The organism is Cobetia sp. 1CM21F, assembly GCF_023161745.1.
Taxonomy (GTDB): Bacteria; Pseudomonadota; Gammaproteobacteria; order Pseudomonadales; family Halomonadaceae; genus Cobetia; species Cobetia amphilecti.
In genome coordinates this window covers 1,211,978-1,230,679 of sequence record NZ_JALNTQ010000002.1, presented here as the reverse complement: position 1 = coordinate 1,230,679, position 18,702 = coordinate 1,211,978, and the positions used below count along the sequence as shown (strand labels likewise).

The following is an 18,702-nucleotide window of genomic DNA, read 5'->3' as shown; positions in this document are numbered from 1 at the left end:
TACCGGGTGATGCAGAGGTTCAGCTCTTGAAGGAATGCAGGCGATTCATGGCCCGTGCCCATTCGCCACTGATGGCGTCGGGGAGGGTCATCACCACTTCGTCGATGGCGTCGTCGATGGCCTGGCGTTCAGCCTTGCCGGGACGTCCGAGCACGAAGTTGGTCACCAGCTTGGCATTGCCGGGGTGGCCGATGCCGATGCGGGCACGATGGAACGACTTGTCGTTGCCCAGTGCACTGATGATGTCGCGCAACCCGTTGTGACCGCCATGGCCGCCACCCTGCTTGTAGCGGGCGGTGCCGGGGTCGATGTCCAGCTCATCGTGGGCGACGAGCAGCTCATCCGGGGCGAGCTTGTAGAAGTTGCACAATGCGGCCACGGCCTGACCGCTGCGATTCATGAACGTCGATGGGAACAGCAAATGCAGATCCTGACCGGCGAAGTGGACCTTCGCGTATTGGCCATGGAACTTGCGTTCCGGACGCAACGTGGTGTGACCGTGGCGCGCAAGAGCGTCAAGGAGCCAGACGCCGGCATTGTGACGGGTGTCTTCGTATTCGTTCCCCGGGTTACCGAGGCCGATGATCGCTTTCACTCGTGACATGCGCTGTCTGGCTCCTTGGTCAGGCTGCGTTATTCTGCAGCAGGTGCTTCTTCGCCTTCAGCAGCATCTTCTGCGTCAGCAGAGATGTTCGGACGAGTGACGTTGACCACAGCGGTGTCGTGATCGGCACCGTGGGACAGGGCAACGGACTCGGCGCCTTCCGGCAGAGCGATGTCGGACAGGTGCAGGGTGTGGCCAACTTCCAGCTTGGACACGTCCAGCTCCAGGTATTCCGGCAGGGCTTCCGGCAGGCAGCTGATTTCGACGTCAGTCGCCAGGACGTGCAGGACGCCGTCCTGGTCCTTGACACCGACACAGGCTTCCTGACCAGTGATGTGCAGCGGCACGTTCATGGTCAGTTTGTGGGTCGGATCGATACGCAGGAAGTCGACGTGAGTCAGCAGCGGCTTGAACGGGTGACGCTGCAGGTCACGGATGACGACTTTCTCGGTCTTGCCTGCAACGTTCAGGGTGATGATGGAGGTGTAGAACGCCTCATCGTCAACCGCCTTGTACAGGCTCGGCTTGTCGATCATGACCGGAGTCGGAGCCTGGTCGGCACCGTAGATGATGGCCGGCACGAAGTCGTTCGTACGACGCAGGCGGCGGCTCGCACCTTTCCCCAGGTCTTCACGAACTTCAGCATTCAGTTTGAACAGTTTCATTTTGCAGATACCTCAAGGGTCTAATGAGAATCCGGTAGCCCCCGCGACCAGAGCGCTACCGGATCCATGAGGCCGGCCCGGAGATTTCCGGGCCGGCCGCTTGTCGGCGGATGATGGATCATCCGCCGTTGTCAGTGCCTGTTCCGCGAGCAGCGGCGAGCAGGGCCCGCCGGCAGGACTCAGTGGAACATTGCGCTGACGGATTCTTCGTTGCTGACGCGACGGATCGCCTCGGCGATCAGGCCAGCGACAGTCAGCTGGCGGATCTTGCCGGAACGACGCGCGGCGTCGGACAGCGGGATGGTGTCGGCAACCACCACTTCGTCGAGGACGGAATTGGTGATGTTGTCGACCGCCGGGCCGGACAGGATCGCGTGGGACGCATAGGCCACGACGCGGTTGGCGCCATGATCCTTGAGTGCCTCGCCCGCCTTGCACAGGGTGCCGGCGGTATCGATCATGTCGTCGACCAGCACGCAGGTGCGGCCCTTGATATCACCGATGATGTTCATCACCTGGGCCTGGTTGGCCTGGGGACGACGCTTGTCGATGATGGCCAGCTCGCAGTTGAGCTGCTTGGCGATGGCACGGGCACGTACCACGCCGCCCACATCCGGGGAGACGACGATCAGGTTGTCATAGTTCTGACGTTCGATGTCGTCGAGCAGGATCGGTGAGCCGTAGACGTTGTCCACCGGCACATCGAAGAAGCCCTGGATCTGGTCGGCATGCAGGTCCATGGTCATGACGCGATTGACGCCAGCCTTGACCATCATGTCCGCGACCACCTTCGCCGAGATCGGCACGCGCGCAGAGCGCACGCGGCGGTCCTGACGGGCGTAGCCGAAGTAGGGTACGACCGCAGTGATACGCGCCGCAGACGCACGACGCAACGCATCCACCATCAGGATCAGCTCCATCAGGTTGTCGTTGGTCGGTGCGCAGGTGGACTGCATGATGAAGACGTCCTTGCCGCGAACGTTTTCGTTGATTTCTACCGCAATCTCGCCATCGCTGAACTGACCGACGGTTGCATGGCCCAGGCGGGTATCGAGGGCTTCAGCTACCTTGCGGGCGAGAGCGGGATTGGCATTCCCCGCGAATACCATCAGTTTTGACACGCGCAGCCACCTTTGGAGTCTTGTGGGATCTCGGGAGTGGAGAATTCCGGGTTGACCGGGAACGGCCAGGATTGGCTGGGGTACCAGGATTCGAACCTGGGAATGTCGGTACCAGAAACCGGTGCCTTACCACTTGGCGATACCCCAGCAACGTTCACTTCAACCAGTTGCTGTGCTCAGGCCGAAGCCAGAGCGGCATGTAGAGGGGAGATATTGCAACCGCGTGCCGAGAAGGCGTGCCACATCGGGCGCTCGAGTTCGAGTCGACCCAGCACCTCGCTGGCCTGTCGTGCGTCGTCAAACGCACAGAACACACAGGCGCCGGTGCCCGTCAGTCTGGCGGTGCCGAACTGGTCCAGCCAGTCCAGGGCGTCGGCGACTGCCGGGTACAAAGTGCGCACCACGACTTCACAGTCGTTGCGGCCCCCCTGCAGTGCGCGCGCCATACTAATCGCGAGGCTGGAACGTGTCAATTGCGGGTGGCCGAACACGGCGGGTGTCGCGACCTCGACACCGGGGTGGATCACCACGAACCATGGGGTGTCCAGCGGGGCTGGCACCAGGCGTTCACCGATGCCTTCGGCCCAGGCGGCGAAGCCGCGCACGAATACCGGCACATCCGCGCCGAGCGACAGGCCGAGCTCGGCGAGGGCGTCTTCGCCAAGCTCAAGCCCCCAGAGTCTGTCCAGCGCCAGCAGGGTCGTGGCGGCGTCGCTGCTGCCGCCCCCCAGGCCGCCACCCATCGGCAGCACTTTCTCCAGCGTGATATCGACACCGGGCAATGCGGTGGGTGACGCGACCTTGCCCTGCGCATGTGCGGCTTCTCGCAGCAGGCGCGCGGCGCGCACGACCAGGTTGGCCTCTTCGGGCACGCCTTCAATAGGCGGTGAGAGGCGGATGGCCTCATCGTCGCGCAGCGTGAAGCTGAGGCTGTCGCCGTGCTCGAGAAACTGGAACAGCGTCTGCAGCTCGTGATAGCCATCGGCACGCTGGCCCGTGATATGCAGCATGCGGTTGAGCTTGGCCGGAGCAGGCAGCGTGAGAGTCATGGGCGATGCGGATGCGGCTGTCGGGGTCGTCATGGAAGAAGGAGAAGGTGTCACGATCACAGCGCCTGCCACTGGTTGACGATCAGAGTGGCGGTGAGGTCGCCGTAGTAGAGTTTCATCTTGCGCGGCAGCCACAGGCCTTCGGCGCGGGTCCAATCCTGATAGTCCACTTCCCAGCCGTCCTGGTAGAGAGTGGTCGGGAAGCCAAGTTGATCTGTCTCGATGTCATGCTCGCCAGCGGCCGGTACGCCGCGCACCCAGTTGTCGAGGGCGCCCAGCGGCAATGACCAGCCCAGTTGCGCCAGCATCAGGCTCTCGGCATCCGGGGCCTCGAAGTCGCCCTCGGAGGAGGAGAGGCGCACACCATCGGCGTCGCGCACCAGGGCCGTGCGCCCCGCACCCAGCGGTCCGGTGATCAGCATGTGGTAGTCATCGCCGTCCTGCTGCCAGTCGAGGTTGGCGCTATGGCCTTCCTCGGGAGTGCGAATGCCGACCTTGCCTGCCAGCTGCCAGTGGGTCAGGGCGGCAAGTTGCGCGTCCTGTTGCTGCCAGTCGCCGTCGCTGCGTGTCAGATCACCGGCATTGTCGCTGGCCATCTGGCTGGCGCAGCCGCTGAGTACCAGTGTCATGGCCAGCAGGGCTGGCCCGAGCAGACGGCGTGCCTGGCTCAGCAGGGGAAGTGACAGGGGAGAAGTGATCATGACGCGAAGGCCTTCCGGATGGCGAGAAGATGAGTGACGGTGAGTGAGACTCCACTCACTGACGAGTCAGGATAATGGACTCGCCAGTGGGCAGAAAGTGCCGGGTAGCGTGGCAGTGCCCTTCAGGGCGCGTCGACGACCGGGCGCAGCTCGGGGATGTGCTGGAACAGGGCTTCGAGCTCGCTGGCTTCTTCAAAGCGCTCGCTCAGCTCTACCGCCAGGCCGCGGGCTTCATCCTCGCGGCCCAGCGCCCACAGCACCTCGATGAGATGGGCACCGATCTCGGCATCCTGCTGCTGGGCCCAGGCGGCTTCCAGCGGTGCCAGCGCATTGTCGAGGTCGTCGGTCAGATAGCGGCCCCAGCCGAGGCTATCCAGAATGGCCGCGTCGTCGGGCGACAGCGCATGGGCGCGCTCGATCAAGGCCAGTGCTTCCTCGAGGCGGTCCGTCTCCACCAGCAGGGTGTAGCCGAGCGCGTTGTAGGCGCTGGCGTTGTCGGGCTCCAGCGCGATGACTTCCCGCAGGTCTTCTTCCATGCCGCCCAGCTGATCATCTTCCAGGCGGCGGATGCCACGCAGGAACAACAGGCTGCCCAGCTCGCTTTCCAGCGTGTTGCGCGTGTCGGTCTCCTGGGCGGCGATGGCTTGCGCAAGCGCCTTGCGGCGTGTGGTGATGCTGCTGCTGAGCAGGGCATCGGCCTCGGCATGCGCCTCCTGGGAGTCGAGCAGGTCGATCTCGAAGCTGAGCAGCGTCATGGCATGACGCGGATGGCGCAGGCGTTCCACGGCCAGGAACTGACGGGCCTCGTCCGTGCGCTCATGTTCGACCAGCAACTGGGCGGCACGGGCGCGGCTGGAAATGTAGCGCTCGCCGTCCGGCACCTGACGGTAGTAAAGGATGGCGTTGTCGACATCGCCGCTGGACTCGGCGGCCAGCCCCAGCAGGGCATAGGCGGCGTCCGGTGCCGGGTCTTCGTCGAGCAGCGGCAGCAGCAGGCGATGGGCGTCCTCGGGGGAATCGGCATCAAGATAGAGGCTGGCCAGCGCCAGGCGCAGACGTGGCGCGTTGGGATGGCGGGTGATGAGGCTGTCGATGCGCTCGCGTGCCGCGTCCAGATCGCCGCTGGCCAGTTCGGTCTGCGCGGCGCTCAGGATCAGGCGACTGTCATCGGGGGCGATCTCAAGGCCTCGGGCCACCGCGCGCCGCGCCGCCTCGAGACGCCCCGCGCTGCGTTCGATCTCGCTGCGCGCCAGCCAGAGCTCCGCCAATGTGGCGTGAGCGCTTTCCAGGCGCACCAGGCGTGCACGCGCGGCTGTCTCATCGCCCAGCGCTGCCTCGAACAGTGCCGCGGCAATCTCGGGCATCGGCTGCTCGGGATGCTGGGCGATATGCGCCTCCAGCATCGCCAGCAGGGGTTCGAGCTCGGCACCGGCATCGATCGCCTGCTCGGCCAGGGTCGCCAGATTGCCGTTGCCGCCACTGGCGGTGAGCATCAGGCGCTGCTCGAGTGCGGCTTGCCAGTCGCCTCGCTCGACCGCCAGGCGGGCGCGGATGATGCCGGGCTCGCTGGCGGACTCATCGAGTTGCTGCCAGCGTTCGGCGGCGCGCTCCAGCAGGGCCGGGTTGTCGGCGAAACGGGCCGCGAGCACGGCGCGGCGCGCCAGTTCCGGGTCATCGAAGTGACGGCTGGCGGCCAGATAGCCATTGGCGGCACGGGGATAGTCACCGCGCTGTCCGGCGAGTTCGGCGCTCAGCAGCTGATTGAGGCTGTCGGCATCCAGGCCCTGCTGGATGGGCGGCGCCGTGGCCAGCGGGTCGGGCTGCGCCATCAGGGGCGCGGAGTCGCTCATCGACTGACAGCCGGTCATGCCCAGCAGCAATCCGCCCACGACGCAGGACTTCCATCCGGCGCGCGGGCGACGGGGGGCATCAAGGCAGGCGTGCGCGTGCGGGGGGCTATGTTCAGCGGCAGTCGAAGCGTGCATGCAACCTCGCGTTTGTCAGTGGGAGCAGGGTGAGGGAACGGGGCGGTCGAGCCGCAGGCCAGGTCATGCGCGCAGTGTGGCGCTGATGAAGGCGTCGTGTCTCGCAGCATAACGGCTGGCGGCGAGCGGGGATAGCGTTGCCGATGCAAGCAAGAGGCATGACCCGCCGGCCACCTCGTATGCCGACAGATACGCCGCGCGGGCTGATAGCGATAGCCTGCCAGCATCATGGAAAATCCTCATCGGCTGCGACGTGCTGCGGGGTCGCGTGGTACAGACGCTGTGGTAGAATGAGCGCGCTAATATTACGATCTCAGCCGCTTCGGCAGCCCTGTGTGCCTTTATGTCAGCCGCCTTTGTCCCCATTGAGTCGACAGGTGTAAAGGCACCGAGCCTGCGCGGATTACCTGCTGTCCTGGCCTTGGCCTCGCGGCAGGCCAGCACCGAGAGCCGCCTGACATTGACGCCGATTCCTGCCGGCCAGACCCTGACGACTGACTCCATGACCCTTCTTGCCCTTGGCATCAATCACCGCACCGCCGCCGTTGACGTGCGCGAGCGCGTTGCTTTCACGCCCGCGCAGCTCGATGCCGCGCTGGGCGAATTGAAGCGCCTGCCGGCGGTCTCCGAAGCGGCGGTGCTGTCGACCTGCAACCGTACCGAGCTCTACTGCGTGACCAGCGATGGCGCCAAGTCGGTGCTCGAGTGGCTGGGGCGTTTTCATCGCCTGCCGGTGGAGGAGCTGTCGCGTTGCAGCTATCAGCACCTGGGAGAAGAGGCGGTACGCCACCTGATCCGTGTCGCGGTGGGGCTGGACTCGATGGTGCTGGGCGAGCCGCAGATTCTGGGCCAGCTCAAGGACGCCTATCAGTTCGCGCGCAACTCGGTGGGGCTGGGCGGTGAGCTCGAGCAGCTCTTCCAGCATATCTTCCAGGTCGCCAAGCAGGTGCGTACCGAGACCGGTATCGGCGAGAACCCCGTCTCGGTGGCCTACGCCGCCGTCAGCATGGCCAGCCACATCTTCGATGACTTCTCGCGGGCCAATGCCTTGTTGATCGGTGCCGGCGAGACCATCGAACTCGTCGCGCGCCATCTCAAGGAAGCGGGCATCGCCAACCTGTGCATCGCCAACCGCACCGTATCGCGCGCCGAGCGTCTGGCCGATGAGCTGGGCGGGAGCGCCATCGGCCTGGAAGGCATTCCGCATGCCCTCGAGAATGCCGATATCGTGATAGCCTCCACCGCTTCCCAGCTGCCGATTCTCGGCAAGGGCATGGTGGAACGCGCGCTCAAGAAGCGCCGCTACAAGCCGGTGTTCATGGTCGACATCGCCGTTCCGCGCGATATCGAGCCGCAGGTCGGCGACCTCGACGATGTTTTCCTCTATACGGTCGATGACCTGCAGGAAGTGATCGACGAGAATCGTCGCCACCGCGAGCTGGCCGCTGCCCAGGCAGAAGAGCTGATTCGCCAGGGCGTCAACGCCTGGTTGCACCTCAAGCGGGTGCGCAGTGGCGGCGAAGTCATCAAGCGCTACCGCAGCCATGGCGAGCAACTGCGCGCCGAATGCGAGGCGCAGGCGCTGGCGGAGCTCGATCAGGGACGCGACCCCCAGGAAGTGGTCGCGCAGCTGGCACGCCAGCTGGCCAATCGCTTCATGCATCACCCGACGCTGGCACTGCGCCAGGCCTCGGGAGACGATCGCCAGGATATTCTTCAGACGGCCCAGACGCTTCTGCTCGCGCCGGCTGATTCATCACAGGACCCTTCATGAAAGACAGCCTCATCACCAAGCTCGACACCTTCCATGACCGCTTCGAGGAGATATCCGCACTGCTGTCGGAGCCCGAAGTGATCGGGAACCAGGCCAGGTTCCGCGACCTGTCGCGGGAGTATGCCGAGCTTGAACCATTGATCGAGGCATGGCGCCGCCATCGCGGCCTGAACGAAGACCGTGACGCCGCGCTGGCGATGGCGGAGGACAGTGATCCAGAGATGCGCGACATGGCGCGTGAGGAAGTCCGCGATACCGATGCGGCGCTCGAGACGCTGGAAGCCGAGATCACCCAGCTGCTGATTCCGCGTGACCCGGATGACGGTGCCAACGTCTTCCTCGAGGTGCGTGCCGGCACGGGCGGTGACGAGGCGGCGCTGTTCGCCGGTGACCTGTTCAAGATGTATTCACGCTACGCCGAGCTCAAGGGCTGGAAGGTCGAGACCGTCAGCGCCAGCCACGGCGAGCACGGCGGCTTCAAGGAAGTCATCGCCCGCGTGAAGGGCGAGGGCGTCTACTCGCGCCTCAAGTTCGAGTCCGGCGCGCACCGCGTGCAGCGCGTGCCCGCCACCGAATCCCAGGGGCGTATCCATACCTCGGCCTGCACCGTGGCGGTGATGCCCGAGGCCGATGAAGTCGGTGATGTCGACATCAATCCGGCCGATCTGCGCGTGGATACCTATCGCAGCTCCGGTGCCGGTGGTCAGCACGTCAACACTACCGATTCCGCGATTCGCATCACCCACCTGCCCACCGGCGTGGTGGTGGAGTGTCAGGACGAGCGCAGCCAGCACAAGAACCGTGCGCGCGCCATGTCACTGCTGGCGGCGCGCCTCAAGCAGGCCGCGGTGGACACCCAGGCACAGGCCACCTCCGATGCCCGTCGCAAGCTGGTCGGCTCCGGTGATCGCTCCGAGCGCATCCGGACCTACAACTTCCCGCAGGGGCGTCTGACCGATCACCGCATCAACCTGACGCTCTACAAGCTCAATGAAGTGATCGCCGGCCAGCTGGACGAAGTGATCGAGCCACTGGTGGTGGAATACCAGGCCGATCAGCTGACCGCACTGCAGGAGCAATAAGGTGAGAATCGATGTCACCCTGGCAGCCGCGACTGCCCGTCTGAGCGAGGCGGGCAGCGATTCTCCGCGTCTGGATGCCGAGTTGCTGCTGGGCGAGGTAATGGGACGAGAGCGCACCTGGTTCTACACCTGGGGCGATCGTGATCTCGAGAGCGAGGCCGGCGCCGAGGGCGTGGCACGTTTCGAGGCGCTGCTGGCGCGTCGCGCCGAGGGCCATCCCGTGGCACATCTGCTCGGGCGGCGTGAATTCTATGGCCTGACGCTGGCCTGTTCACCGGCCACACTGATTCCGCGCCCGGACACCGAGGTGATGGTGGAATGCGCGCTGGAACTGGCCGAGGCCACCAGCGGCAAGCTGCTGGATCTCGGCACCGGCACCGGTGCCATCGCGCTGGCCTTTGCGCGTCATCGCCCGCAGTGGCAGGTGCTGGGAGTCGATCTCATCGAGGAAGCCGTGCAGCTTGCACGCGGCAATGCCGAGCGTCTGGCGATCGCCAATGCCGAATTCCGCCAAAGTGACTGGTTCAGTGCCGTCACCGAGAGCGGCTTTGCGCTGATTACCGCCAACCCCCCTTATCTGGCCGATGATGACCCGCATCTCGCGCTGGGCGATGTGCGCTTCGAGCCGCGCTCGGCGCTGGTCGCGGCCAAGTCAGGGCTGGCGGACTTCCTGCATCTGATCGCCACTGCGCCGCAGCACCTGGCCGCAGGCGGCCACCTGATGCTGGAACATGGCCTCACCCAGGGCAATGAAGTGCGCGAGGCACTGCGTGCCGGCGGCTTCGTCGACGTCGAGACCCTGGAAGACCTGGGCGGGCGCGAACGCATCACGCTGGGCAAGCTGGCCTGATGATCGCCGGGCGCCGTCTAGCGGTGCCCGTGCGTGCTCCCCGCTGACATCCTCGCGCTTGGCACCCCTGTAGTGCATTCCACCGTTTTCAGTGGAGTCTGCGTGGAATCCTCGTCACAGTACCGCCAGTGAAGGCGTATCCCCTGTTGGCCGGGTATGATAGTAATGAACCTGCATGATTGGCATGGTCATCTGATAACCCCCTTGTTATCCGACGGCCTGACTGCACGGAAGCCAGGAGCACGGATGATCCTGCTGCAAGTCACCCTGCTGGGAAAACTATTACAATGAAAGCAAAATCACGCTCTCTGGACCGCATCGACCTCAAGATTCTGCGTTGCCTGCAAGAGAATGCTCGTATCTCCTATGTCGACCTTGCCTCGGAAGTCGGCCTTTCCACCACGCCGTGCCTGGAGCGCGTCAAACGCCTCGAGCGTGCCGGCGTCATCCGCGGTTACAAGGCGGTGCTCGACCCCAAGGCGCTCAAGGCCAATCTGTTGGTCTTCGTCGAGATCAGTCTCGAGACGCAGTCGCCGTCGGTGTTCGATGAATTCCGCCGCGCCGTCTCCAAGCTGCCGCAGATCCAGGAATGTCATCTGGTCTCTGGGCAGTTCGACTACATCCTCAAGTGCCGGATTCCGGAAATGTCCGCCTATCGTCAGCTGCTCGGCGATGTGGTGCTGACGCTGCCCGGCGTCAAGGAATCCAAGAGTTATGTGGTGATGGAAGAGGTCAAGGAGCAGTTCTCGCTGCATGTGCCCGATATCGAGGAGCTGGATGCCAAGTAATGGCAAGCCCTGTTGTTGTCGGGCAGGGCTCGTGGCTTCTCACTTCATTTACCGATAGGCGGCTTTTCTCCCATGCAAGATTCGCAATTGCTGCGCTACTCGCGCCAGATCCTGCTCCCTCAGGTCGACATCGCCGGGCAGCAGCGCCTGTTGGCGGCGCGGGTTCTGGTGATCGGGGCGGGTGGTCTGGGCTGCCCGGCAGCGCTCTATCTGGCAGCCGCGGGCATCGGCACCCTGGTGGTGGCCGATGATGACCACGTCGAGCTGTCCAATCTGCAGCGCCAGATCGCCCATGGTGACGCCGATATCGATCAGCCCAAGGCGCAATCACTCGCCGCCTCGCTGTTGGCGATCAACCCCGATGCCGAGGTGATCGCGTTGTCAGAGCGCCTGCAGGTCGAGGCACTTGCCGAGCAGGTGGCCGCCGCAGACGTGGTGCTCGATTGCACCGATCGCTTCAGCTCACGCTTCCCGATCAATGCCGCCTGCGTGGCAGCGGGCACCCCGCTGGTCTCCGGTGCCGCGATACGCTTCTCCGGCCAGCTGGCGGTGTTCGATCGCCGTGAGCCACAGGCGCCATGTTATGGCTGTCTGTATCCGCCGGATGAGCTGGGCGATGAAGAGCTGACCTGCGCCGAGAGCGGGGTCATCGCGCCGCTGGTCGGCATCATCGGCGCCTTCCAGGCGCTGGAAGCGCTCAAGCTGATCAGCGGTGCCGGCAGCGTGCATCGCGGCCTTGCGACCTTCGATGGCCTGAGCGGTGAATGGCGGCGCATGGGCCTCAAGCGCGACCCCGGCTGCCAGGTATGTGGTGGTCGTGAGCCCGCATAGGCGGCTGTTGATTGCCGTTCGATAGAGCATGAAAAAGCCCCCAGCGTCGTGATGACGGTGGGGGCTTTTTTCATTCAGCGGCTGATGGACAGGCTCAGCTGAGGCTATCCAGCTTGTCTTTCAGCACCTTGTTGACCTGTTGCGGATTGGCGGTGCCGCGCGAGGCCTTCATCACCTGACCGACGAAGAAGCCGATCATCTTGCCACGCTTGTCCGGCTCGGCTTCCTGATACTGGGTCACCTGGGCCGGGTTGTCGGCGATCACCTGATCGACCACGGCTTCGATGGCACCGGTATCAGTGACCTGCTTGAGGCCGCGCGACTCGATGATCTCGTCTGCGCTCTCGCCTTCGCCATCCCACAGCGCGGCGAACACCTGCTTGGCGGCCTTGCCGTTGATGGTCTCATCGACGATGCGCTTGATCAGGCCGCCCAGCTGGGCCGCGGAGACCGGGCTTACGGTGATGTCGAGGTTTTCCTTGTTGAGACGACCGGCCAGCTCGCCTTGCACCCAGTTGGCGGCCTGCTTGGCGTCGCCACAGACATCCTTCACTTCCTCGAAGAAGTCGGCCATCTCGCGGCTGGCGGACAGCACGCTGGCGTCATAGGCGGACAGGCCCAGTTCGCTTTCGAAGCGTGCGCGTTTCTCGGCCGGCAGTTCCGGCAGGGTCTGGCGCAGGTGTTCGATGTAGGCCTCGTCCACTTCCACCGGCAGCAGGTCCGGGCACGGGAAGTAGCGGTAATCGTTGGCTTCTTCCTTGGTGCGCATGCTGCGCGTCTCGTCGGCGTCCGGATCATACAGGCGGGTTTCCTGCACGACCTTGCCGCCGTCCTCGATCAGCTCGATCTGACGCTCCACCTCGAAGTGGATGGCGCGCTCGATGAAGCGGAAGGAGTTGACGTTCTTGATCTCCGCGCGGGTGCCGAAGGCTTCCTGACCCTTGGGGCGCACCGAGACATTGACATCACAACGCAGGGAGCCTTCGGCCATGTTGCCGTCGGAGATGCCCAGGTAGGTGACGATGGCGTGGATCGCCTTCACGTAGGCCACCGCTTCCTTGGCGGAACGCATGTCCGGCTCGGAGACGATTTCCAGCAGCGGTGTGCCGGCACGGTTGAGGTCGATGCCGGTCATGCCCTGGAAGTCTTCGTGCAGCGACTTGCCGGCATCTTCCTCGAGGTGGGCGTGGTGGATGCGGATCGACTTGCGCGTGCCGTCTTCCAGAAGGATCTCGAGCACGCCAGGGCCGACGATGGGCTGATCCATCTGGCTGGTCTGGTAGCCCTTGGGCAGATCCGGGTAGAAGTAGTTCTTGCGCTCGAACACCGAACGACCGGCAACGGCGGCATCGACGGCGAGGCCGAAGCGCACGGCCATGGCCACGGCCTGCTCGTTGAGCACCGGCAGGGTGCCCGGCAGGCCGAGGTCCACGGCGCTGGCCTGGGTGTTGGGCTCGGCACCGTAGGTGGTGGAAGAGCCGGAGAAGATCTTTGACTGGGTGGCGAGCTGAGCGTGAACCTCAAGCCCGATTACGACTTCCCATTGCATCAGGCTTGCTCCTGTCCGAATTCCGGGCGCTGGCGGTGCCAGTCGGTGATTTGCTGGAACTGGTGCGCGACGCCCAGCAGGGTCTGCTCACCGAAGTGCGGGCCGAGGATCTGCAGACCCACCGGGCGCTTGCCTGCCAGGCCAGCCGGCACGCTGATGCCCGGAATGCCCGCCAGGTTGATGGCGATGGTGTAGAGGTCCTGCAGGTACATGGACAGCGGGTCCTTGTGCGCGCCGAGATCGAACGCCGGGGTCGGCGCCGCCGGGCCCATCAGCACATCGACCTGGTCGAAGGCATCGAGGAAGTCCTGGCGGATCAGGCGACGCACCTTCTGGGCCTTGATGTAGTAGGCATCGAAGAAGCCTTCGGACAGGGTGTGCGTGCCGATGATGATGCGACGCTTCACCTCGTCGCCGAAGCCTTCCTCGCGGGTGCGCTTGTAGAGGTCTTCCAGGTCCTGCGGGTCCTTGCAGCGATGGCCGAAGCGCACGCCGTCATAACGCGACAGGTTGGAGGAGGCCTCGGCCGGTGCGATCACGTAGTAGGTCGGGATGGCCAGGTGGGTATGCGGCAGCGAGATTTCCTGCACGCTGGCACCGGCATCCTCGAAGACCTTGATCGCGGCACGCACGGAAGCTTCGACATCCTCGGACAGGCCTTCGCCGAAGTATTCCTTCGGCAGGCCGATCTTCAGGCCCTTGAGGTTGTAGTCCAGTCCTTCGACGTAATCCGGCACGCCACGCACCACGCTGGTGGAGTCGCGCGGGTCGGCGCCGGCGATCACGTTCATCAGGCGCGCGCAGTCTTCGGCGGAGCGGGCCATCGGGCCGCCCTGATCGAGGCTGGAGGCGTAGGCGATCATGCCGTAGCGCGAGACACGGCCATAGGTCGGCTTGAGGCCGGTGATGCCACAGAAGGCGGCCGGCTGGCGGATGGAGCCGCCGGTGTCGGTGCCCAGGGCGGCCGGCGCAAGGCCAGCGGCGACGGCGGCGGCACTGCCACCGGAGCTGCCACCCGGCACGGCGGACAGATCCCACGGGTTCTTGACGGCGCCGTAGTGGCTGTTCTCGTTCGAGGAGCCCATCGCGAACTCATCGAGGTTGGTCTTGCCGAGAATCACCACGCCTTCGGCCTTGAGCTTCTCGATCACGGTGGCGTCGTAGGGCGCGACGAAGTTGTCGAGCATCTTCGAACCGCAGCTGGTGCGCACACCTTCGGTGCAGAAGATGTCCTTGATGGCCATCGGCACGCCGGTCAGCGCGGCGGCATTGCCAGCGGCACGGCGTGCATCGGCGGCATCCGCATCACGCAGCGCGTCTTCGCGGCACAGGGTGATGTAGCTGTTGAGCTCGCCGTCGAGGCGTTCGATACGGGCCAGGAAGGCTTCCGTCAGCTCGCGGCTGGTGTATTCGCCGGCCTCCAGGCCTTGCGCCAGCTCACTGAGCGTCTTGTCATGTAGTGCAATGGACGATGACATGTTCGATTCCATCAGTGCAGACGATGCGCCGGGCATCGTCCGCAGAAATTCCGGGGCGGACGGGGCGTGCCGCGTGACGTGGTATCCGATGGCAGCCGGTCACGATGCGTGAGCGACCTGCCAGGCGAGATCACTCGACGACGCGCGGAACCAGATACAGACCCTGCTCTGTGGCCGGGGCCACCTGCTGAAAACGCTCGCGCTGATTCGATTCGGTGACTTCGTCGGCGCGCAGGCGTTGCGTGGCTTCCAGCGGGTGCGCCAGCGGTGCGATGCCGTCGGTATCGACCTGTTGCAGCTGGTCGACCATGGCGAGAATCCGGTCGAGATCCTCGACGTAGGCTTCGGCATCCTGCGAGGCAAGACCCAGGCGTGCGAGGTGAGCGGCACGCAGCACATCTGAATGTTCAAGGGCCATTGAAGTTTCCCTGTCTTGGCTTCGAGAGGCTTGAGGTGACGGCAGGAGTCGGAGACGACCACACGGAATCGGGCTGGCGCAAGGTGCGCGAAAGGCCGAATTCGAAAATTGTGGTGTCCCGGCAAACCCGATGCCCGTTACCCTGTAAAACAGCGCGCTTTGCAGCGATGGAGCAATCTGTCGCCGAATGCGCCGTTACAGTGTGATTCGGCGTGAAATGTACCACATCTGCGTCGCTCTGGCAGGCGTGTCAGCTTGCCGCCATGGGGTGGCAATGGTACCGTTCGCGTCTGCACAGGGTTCCGGTCTGGACTAGGTGATCAACTTCCATGTTTAAACGTTTACGTGGGCTGTTCTCGAGCGATCTGTCGATCGATCTGGGTACTGCCAACACGCTTATTTATGTGCGCGGTCGCGGTATCGTGCTCGACGAGCCCTCAGTCGTGGCCATTCGCCAGTCCGGGAATGCCCGCAGTGTGGCGGCCGTCGGTGCCGATGCCAAGCGCATGCTGGGGCGTACCCCCGGCAATATCACGGCCATCCGTCCGATGAAGGACGGCGTCATCGCCGACTTCACCGTTACCGAACAGATGCTCCAGCATTTCATCCGCAAGGTGCATCAGAGCACCTTCCTGACACCCAGCCCTCGTGTGCTGGTGTGTGTGCCGTGCATGTCGACCCAGGTCGAGCGTCGCGCCATCAAGGAATCGGCCGAAGGGGCCGGCGCGCGTGAGGTCTACCTGATCGAGGAGCCGATGGCTGCCGCGATCGGTGCGGGCCTGCCGGTGGAAGAGGCGATGGGCTCCATGGTGGTCGATATCGGTGGTGGTACCACTGAAATCGCCATCATCTCGCTCAACGGCGTGGTCTATTCCGAATCCGTGCGTATCGGCGGTGACCGCTTCGACGAAGCCATCACCTCCTATGTGCGTCGCCATTACGGCAGCCTGATCGGTGAGGCGACGGCCGAGCGCATCAAGGAAGAGATCGGTTGTGCCTACCCGGGTGGCGAGCTGCGCGAGATCGACGTGCGCGGCCGCAACCTGGCTGAGGGCATTCCGCGTTCCTTCACGCTCAACTCCCACGAGATCCTCGATGCGCTGCAGGAACCGCTGGCGGCCATCGTCTCGGTGGTCAAGAGCGCGCTCGAGCAGTCGCCGCCGGAGCTGGCCTCCGACATCGCCGAGCGCGGCCTGGTGCTGACCGGTGGTGGTGCGCTACTGCGTGACATCGACAAGCTGATCGCGGAAGAGACGGGCCTGCCGGTGATCATCGCCGAAGACCCGCTGACCTGTGTGGCGCGTGGCGGTGGCAAGGCGCTGGAAATGATCGATCAGCACACCTTCGAGCTGCTGTCGAGCGATTGACCTCGTCCGGGGCCGGGCATGCTGTGTGCTGTACGGCTGGTCCCGGCCTGTCGGAGGAAGTGCTATCAAACCCCTGTTCACGCGTTGCCCCGTGCCCGGCTACCGCATGCTGTTGTGCGCGGTGCTGTCACTCGCGCTGATGTTTGCCGAAGATCGCTTCAGCTGGATGGTCGATGTGCGCGCCAGCATGGCGACGCTGGTATCGCCCGTGCAGTGGGTCGTCAGCTTGCCGACGGAAGGCATCAGCTGGGGCGCGCTGGTGTTTGCCGACCAGCAGGAGCTGGCCGACGAGAATCGCGCGCTGCGCGAACAGCTGCTCAATCTGTCCAGCCGTGTGCAACGCATGGCGAGCTTGACCTCCGAGAATACGCGCCTGCGCGAATTGCTCAATGCCGGGCAGCGTAGCGACATCCCCTATATCACCTCCCAGTTGCTGACCCTCGATGCTGACCCGTTCTCCCACCGCATGGTGGTGGACCGCGGCGAGCAGGATGGCGTGCGCATTGGCTTGCCGGTGCTCGATGCCTATGGCCTCGTCGGGCAGGTCATCTCCACCTCGGCCTACAACAGTCGTGTGCTGATGATCAGTGATGCCAGCCACGCCGTGCCGGTGGAGATCAATCGCAATGGCCTGCGCTTCATCGCCCAGGGCAGCGGCAAGATCGACCAGGTCGATGTGCTGCATGTGCCGGACACCGCCGACATTCGTGTCGGTGATCTGCTGGTGACTTCTGGACTGGCATTGCGCTTTCCGCGCGGCCTGCCGGTGGCACGTGTCACCGAGGTCTATCATGACCCCGGCAAGCCGTTCGCCCGCGTGAGTGCCGAGCCCATCGCGCAGCTGGAGCGCTCGCGCAACTTCCTGATCCAGATGCCGCCGCCAGTGGACACCGACAACCTGTATGTCGATGACAGCCTCGATGAGTTGCCGCGTGACAACCTGGCGGCGCCCAGGCCCGAGGGTGATGATGCCGCGCAAGGCTCCGCCGAGGATGCGGCAGACGCTCAGGCACCCACCGATGCTGCTGGGGAGAACAACTGATGGCCTTTCGTCCCCAGACCACCTTGCTGTGCTGGTTCTCGCTGCTGCTGGCGCTGTGTCTGCAGGTCATGCCATTGCCGGATGTGTGGCTGATCTGGCGGCCCCAGTGGCTGGGCCTGATGCTGGTCTACTGGTGCATCGTCTCGCCGCAGAGTGTCGGTGTCTTCCACGGCTTCCTGTTCGGGCTGGCGCTGGATGTTCTGCAGGGCGCACCGCTGGGGCACAACGCCCTGGTGCTGTCGTTGACGGCCTTCATGGGCGTGCTGCTCTATCAGCGCATTCGCGCCTATTCACTGCTGCAGCAGGCGTTGCTGGTGATCGTGGTGCTGGGCATCGCGCAGTTGCTGGATCAATGGCTGCGCAGTCTGTTCGGTGCCGGCCCCGTCAGCCTGTCGTTCCTGCTCTCGGCGGTCATCGGCGGTGCATTGTGGCCGTGGCTCTATACCCTGCTGCAGATGCTGCGTCGGCGGGTCGCGGCCTGAGTGCCACTGGCGCATCGATAGCGCTTCTTGTCAGCTTCCAAAAGCCGCCTACGGGCGGCTTTCTGGTACTTGTCAGCCATGTTTCTCTTCACGAGGTCTTCCATGTCATCCAGTTCAAGGTCATCCACTTCCAGGCCATCCACACCTGACACCGAAAGCCCCACTTCCTCACTCTTTGCGAACTCTGACGCCGCGACGCAGCGCACAGTGATGTCTCAGGACGTTGCTCAACAGGGCATTGCTCAACAGGGCACTGATCAACAGGGCGCTGCTCAAGCGGAATTGATTCTGGCCTCGGGGTCGCCGCGTCGTCGTGACCTGCTGGCCAGTATCGGCATCCAATGTGAGGTGGCGCCGGTGGATATCGATGAGACGCCGCAGGCCAATGAGTCGCCGGAGCATTACGTGCTGCGTCTGGCGCGGGAGAAGGCGCAGGCCGGCTTCGCGGCCCTGGCGCAGCGGACGGCAGGCCAGACGGCGGGGCGGCGAGTGCTCGGCGCGGATACCGCGCTGGCACTGGATGGGCGCATTCTCGGCAAACCGCGCGATGAGGCCGATGCGCGCGAGATGCTGCTCAGCCTGTCGGGGCGCAGCCATCAGGTGCTCAGTGGCGTGGCGCTGTGTCATGGCGACGCCGGGCGCGACATGCGCTGCGCGAGCGAGCTGGTCGAGAGCCGCGTGACTTTTCGCACCATCACCCCAGAGGAGGCCGCGCGCTACTGGGCGACCGGTGAGCCCGCTGACAAGGCGGGTGGCTACGCCATCCAGGGGCTCGGCGCTGTCTTCGTCAGTCATCTCGAGGGCAGTTACAGCGCCGTGGTCGGGCTGCCGCTGCATGAGACCGCAGAGCTTCTGAGCAAGGCGGGCGTTCAGCCCTGGCAACCGCTCTGACGGGCGATGTTCCGCACTGCGTCAG

The 18,702-nt window shown here is 64.5% G+C and carries 18 protein-coding genes and 1 tRNA gene; 9 read left to right on the top strand and 10 right to left on the bottom strand.

Going from position 1 to position 18,702, the window contains the following annotated elements; translation table 11 throughout:
- Positions 1–19: 19 nt before the first annotated feature.
- From pth to MSG32_RS10935, 7 genes are all read right to left on the bottom strand, one after another.
- Positions 20–604 (bottom strand): aminoacyl-tRNA hydrolase, encoded by a 585-nt coding sequence (gene pth / locus MSG32_RS10965; protein WP_043335900.1) that lies wholly within the window; start codon positions 602–604, stop codon positions 20–22.
- Positions 605–633: 29 nt separating this feature from the next.
- Positions 634–1,269, bottom strand: a complete 636-nt coding sequence (locus MSG32_RS10960) for a 50S ribosomal protein L25/general stress protein Ctc (protein WP_248379555.1) — start codon at positions 1,267–1,269, stop codon at positions 634–636.
- Between the two features lie 179 nt (positions 1,270–1,448).
- Positions 1,449–2,390: a ribose-phosphate pyrophosphokinase gene (locus MSG32_RS10955; RefSeq protein ID WP_024951375.1), complete on the bottom strand. Its 942-nt coding sequence runs from the start codon at positions 2,388–2,390 to the stop codon at positions 1,449–1,451.
- A gap of 72 nt (positions 2,391–2,462) precedes the next feature.
- Positions 2,463–2,537: transfer RNA gene (locus MSG32_RS10950), tRNA-Gln, on the bottom strand.
- A gap of 29 nt (positions 2,538–2,566) precedes the next feature.
- Positions 2,567–3,439: a 4-(cytidine 5'-diphospho)-2-C-methyl-D-erythritol kinase gene (gene ispE, locus MSG32_RS10945; RefSeq protein WP_248379552.1), complete on the bottom strand. Its 873-nt coding sequence runs from the start codon at positions 3,437–3,439 to the stop codon at positions 2,567–2,569.
- Positions 3,440–3,495: 56 nt separating this feature from the next.
- Entirely contained in the window at positions 3,496–4,140 is a 645-nt protein-coding gene (gene lolB, locus MSG32_RS10940) for a lipoprotein insertase outer membrane protein LolB (RefSeq protein WP_248379549.1), read from the bottom strand.
- A gap of 122 nt (positions 4,141–4,262) precedes the next feature.
- Positions 4,263–6,029: a DUF6584 family protein gene (locus tag MSG32_RS10935; protein ID WP_248379547.1), complete on the bottom strand. Its 1,767-nt coding sequence runs from the start codon at positions 6,027–6,029 to the stop codon at positions 4,263–4,265.
- Positions 6,030–6,627: 598 nt separating this feature from the next.
- On the opposite strand from MSG32_RS10935, the gene hemA reads away from it, so the two are divergent.
- The 5 genes from hemA to moeB all read left to right on the top strand — a co-directional run bounded on the left by hemA (position 6,628) and on the right by moeB (position 11,450).
- On the top strand, positions 6,628–7,899 hold the full coding sequence (hemA, locus tag MSG32_RS10930; protein ID WP_192838326.1) for a glutamyl-tRNA reductase: 1,272 nt from the start codon (positions 6,628–6,630) through the stop codon (positions 7,897–7,899).
- A complete protein-coding gene (gene prfA, locus MSG32_RS10925) occupies positions 7,896–8,981 on the top strand; it encodes a peptide chain release factor 1 (RefSeq protein WP_043335881.1) in 1,086 nt (361 codons plus the stop codon). Before hemA ends, prfA begins: the two co-directional genes overlap by 4 nt.
- A 1-nt stretch (position 8,982) precedes the next feature.
- Complete coding sequence (prmC, locus tag MSG32_RS10920; RefSeq protein WP_248379545.1) at positions 8,983–9,831, top strand: peptide chain release factor N(5)-glutamine methyltransferase; 849 nt, start codon at positions 8,983–8,985, stop codon at positions 9,829–9,831.
- Positions 9,832–10,118: 287 nt separating this feature from the next.
- On the top strand, positions 10,119–10,619 hold the full coding sequence (locus MSG32_RS10915; RefSeq protein WP_043335877.1) for an Lrp/AsnC ligand binding domain-containing protein: 501 nt from the start codon (positions 10,119–10,121) through the stop codon (positions 10,617–10,619).
- 72 nt (positions 10,620–10,691) lie between these two features.
- Entirely contained in the window at positions 10,692–11,450 is a 759-nt protein-coding gene (moeB, locus tag MSG32_RS10910) for a molybdopterin-synthase adenylyltransferase MoeB (RefSeq protein WP_248379542.1), read from the top strand.
- 94 nt (positions 11,451–11,544) lie between these two features.
- On the opposite strand, the gene gatB is transcribed toward moeB, so the two are convergent.
- The 3 genes from gatB to gatC all read right to left on the bottom strand — a co-directional run bounded on the left by gatB (position 11,545) and on the right by gatC (position 14,895).
- Complete coding sequence (gene gatB, locus MSG32_RS10905; RefSeq protein ID WP_248379540.1) at positions 11,545–12,999, bottom strand: Asp-tRNA(Asn)/Glu-tRNA(Gln) amidotransferase subunit GatB; 1,455 nt, start codon at positions 12,997–12,999, stop codon at positions 11,545–11,547.
- Complete coding sequence (gatA, locus tag MSG32_RS10900; RefSeq protein ID WP_248379537.1) at positions 12,999–14,477, bottom strand: Asp-tRNA(Asn)/Glu-tRNA(Gln) amidotransferase subunit GatA; 1,479 nt, start codon at positions 14,475–14,477, stop codon at positions 12,999–13,001. The genes gatB and gatA overlap by 1 nt, the downstream gene beginning before the upstream one ends.
- A 130-nt stretch (positions 14,478–14,607) precedes the next feature.
- Entirely contained in the window at positions 14,608–14,895 is a 288-nt protein-coding gene (gene gatC, locus MSG32_RS10895) for an Asp-tRNA(Asn)/Glu-tRNA(Gln) amidotransferase subunit GatC (protein ID WP_043332578.1), read from the bottom strand.
- A 329-nt stretch (positions 14,896–15,224) separates the two neighbouring features.
- On the opposite strand from gatC, the gene MSG32_RS10890 reads away from it, so the two are divergent.
- The 4 genes from MSG32_RS10890 (at position 15,225) to MSG32_RS10875 (ending at position 18,677) form a co-directional block, all read left to right on the top strand.
- Positions 15,225–16,262, top strand: coding sequence for a rod shape-determining protein (locus MSG32_RS10890; protein ID WP_043332576.1), 1,038 nt, complete (start codon positions 15,225–15,227; stop codon positions 16,260–16,262).
- Positions 16,263–16,326: 64 nt separating this feature from the next.
- A complete protein-coding gene (mreC, locus tag MSG32_RS10885; protein ID WP_348983980.1) occupies positions 16,327–17,304 on the top strand; it encodes a rod shape-determining protein MreC in 978 nt (325 codons plus the stop codon).
- On the top strand, positions 17,304–17,786 hold the full coding sequence (gene mreD, locus MSG32_RS10880) for a rod shape-determining protein MreD (RefSeq protein ID WP_043332574.1): 483 nt from the start codon (positions 17,304–17,306) through the stop codon (positions 17,784–17,786). Before mreC ends, mreD begins: the two co-directional genes overlap by 1 nt.
- 210 nt (positions 17,787–17,996) lie before the next feature.
- Positions 17,997–18,677, top strand: a complete 681-nt coding sequence (locus MSG32_RS10875) for a Maf family protein (RefSeq protein WP_248379535.1) — start codon at positions 17,997–17,999, stop codon at positions 18,675–18,677.
- Positions 18,678–18,702 lie beyond the last annotated feature (25 nt).

Excerpts from the sequence above, each read along its gene's own strand:
- pth (WP_043335900.1), bottom strand. The coding sequence starts at position 604 with ATGTCACGAGTGAAAGCGATCATCGGCCTCGGTAACCCGGGGAACGAA.
- MSG32_RS10960 (WP_248379555.1), bottom strand. The coding sequence starts at position 1,269 with ATGAAACTGTTCAAACTGAATGCTGAAGTTCGTGAAGACCTGGGGAAA.
- ispE (WP_248379552.1), bottom strand. The coding sequence starts at position 3,439 with ATGACTCTCACGCTGCCTGCTCCGGCCAAGCTCAACCGCATGCTGCAT.
- lolB (WP_248379549.1), bottom strand. The coding sequence starts at position 4,140 with ATGATCACTTCTCCCCTGTCACTTCCCCTGCTGAGCCAGGCACGCCGT.
- hemA (WP_192838326.1), top strand. The coding sequence starts at position 6,628 with ATGACCCTTCTTGCCCTTGGCATCAATCACCGCACCGCCGCCGTTGAC.
- prfA (WP_043335881.1), top strand. The coding sequence starts at position 7,896 with ATGAAAGACAGCCTCATCACCAAGCTCGACACCTTCCATGACCGCTTC.
- MSG32_RS10915 (WP_043335877.1), top strand. The coding sequence starts at position 10,119 with ATGAAAGCAAAATCACGCTCTCTGGACCGCATCGACCTCAAGATTCTG.
- moeB (WP_248379542.1), top strand. The coding sequence starts at position 10,692 with ATGCAAGATTCGCAATTGCTGCGCTACTCGCGCCAGATCCTGCTCCCT.
- gatB (WP_248379540.1), bottom strand. The coding sequence starts at position 12,999 with ATGCAATGGGAAGTCGTAATCGGGCTTGAGGTTCACGCTCAGCTCGCC.
- gatA (WP_248379537.1), bottom strand. The coding sequence starts at position 14,477 with ATGTCATCGTCCATTGCACTACATGACAAGACGCTCAGTGAGCTGGCG.
- gatC (WP_043332578.1), bottom strand. The coding sequence starts at position 14,895 with ATGGCCCTTGAACATTCAGATGTGCTGCGTGCCGCTCACCTCGCACGC.
- MSG32_RS10890 (WP_043332576.1), top strand. The coding sequence starts at position 15,225 with ATGTTTAAACGTTTACGTGGGCTGTTCTCGAGCGATCTGTCGATCGAT.
- mreD (WP_043332574.1), top strand. The coding sequence starts at position 17,304 with ATGGCCTTTCGTCCCCAGACCACCTTGCTGTGCTGGTTCTCGCTGCTG.
- MSG32_RS10875 (WP_248379535.1), top strand. The coding sequence starts at position 17,997 with ATGTCTCAGGACGTTGCTCAACAGGGCATTGCTCAACAGGGCACTGAT.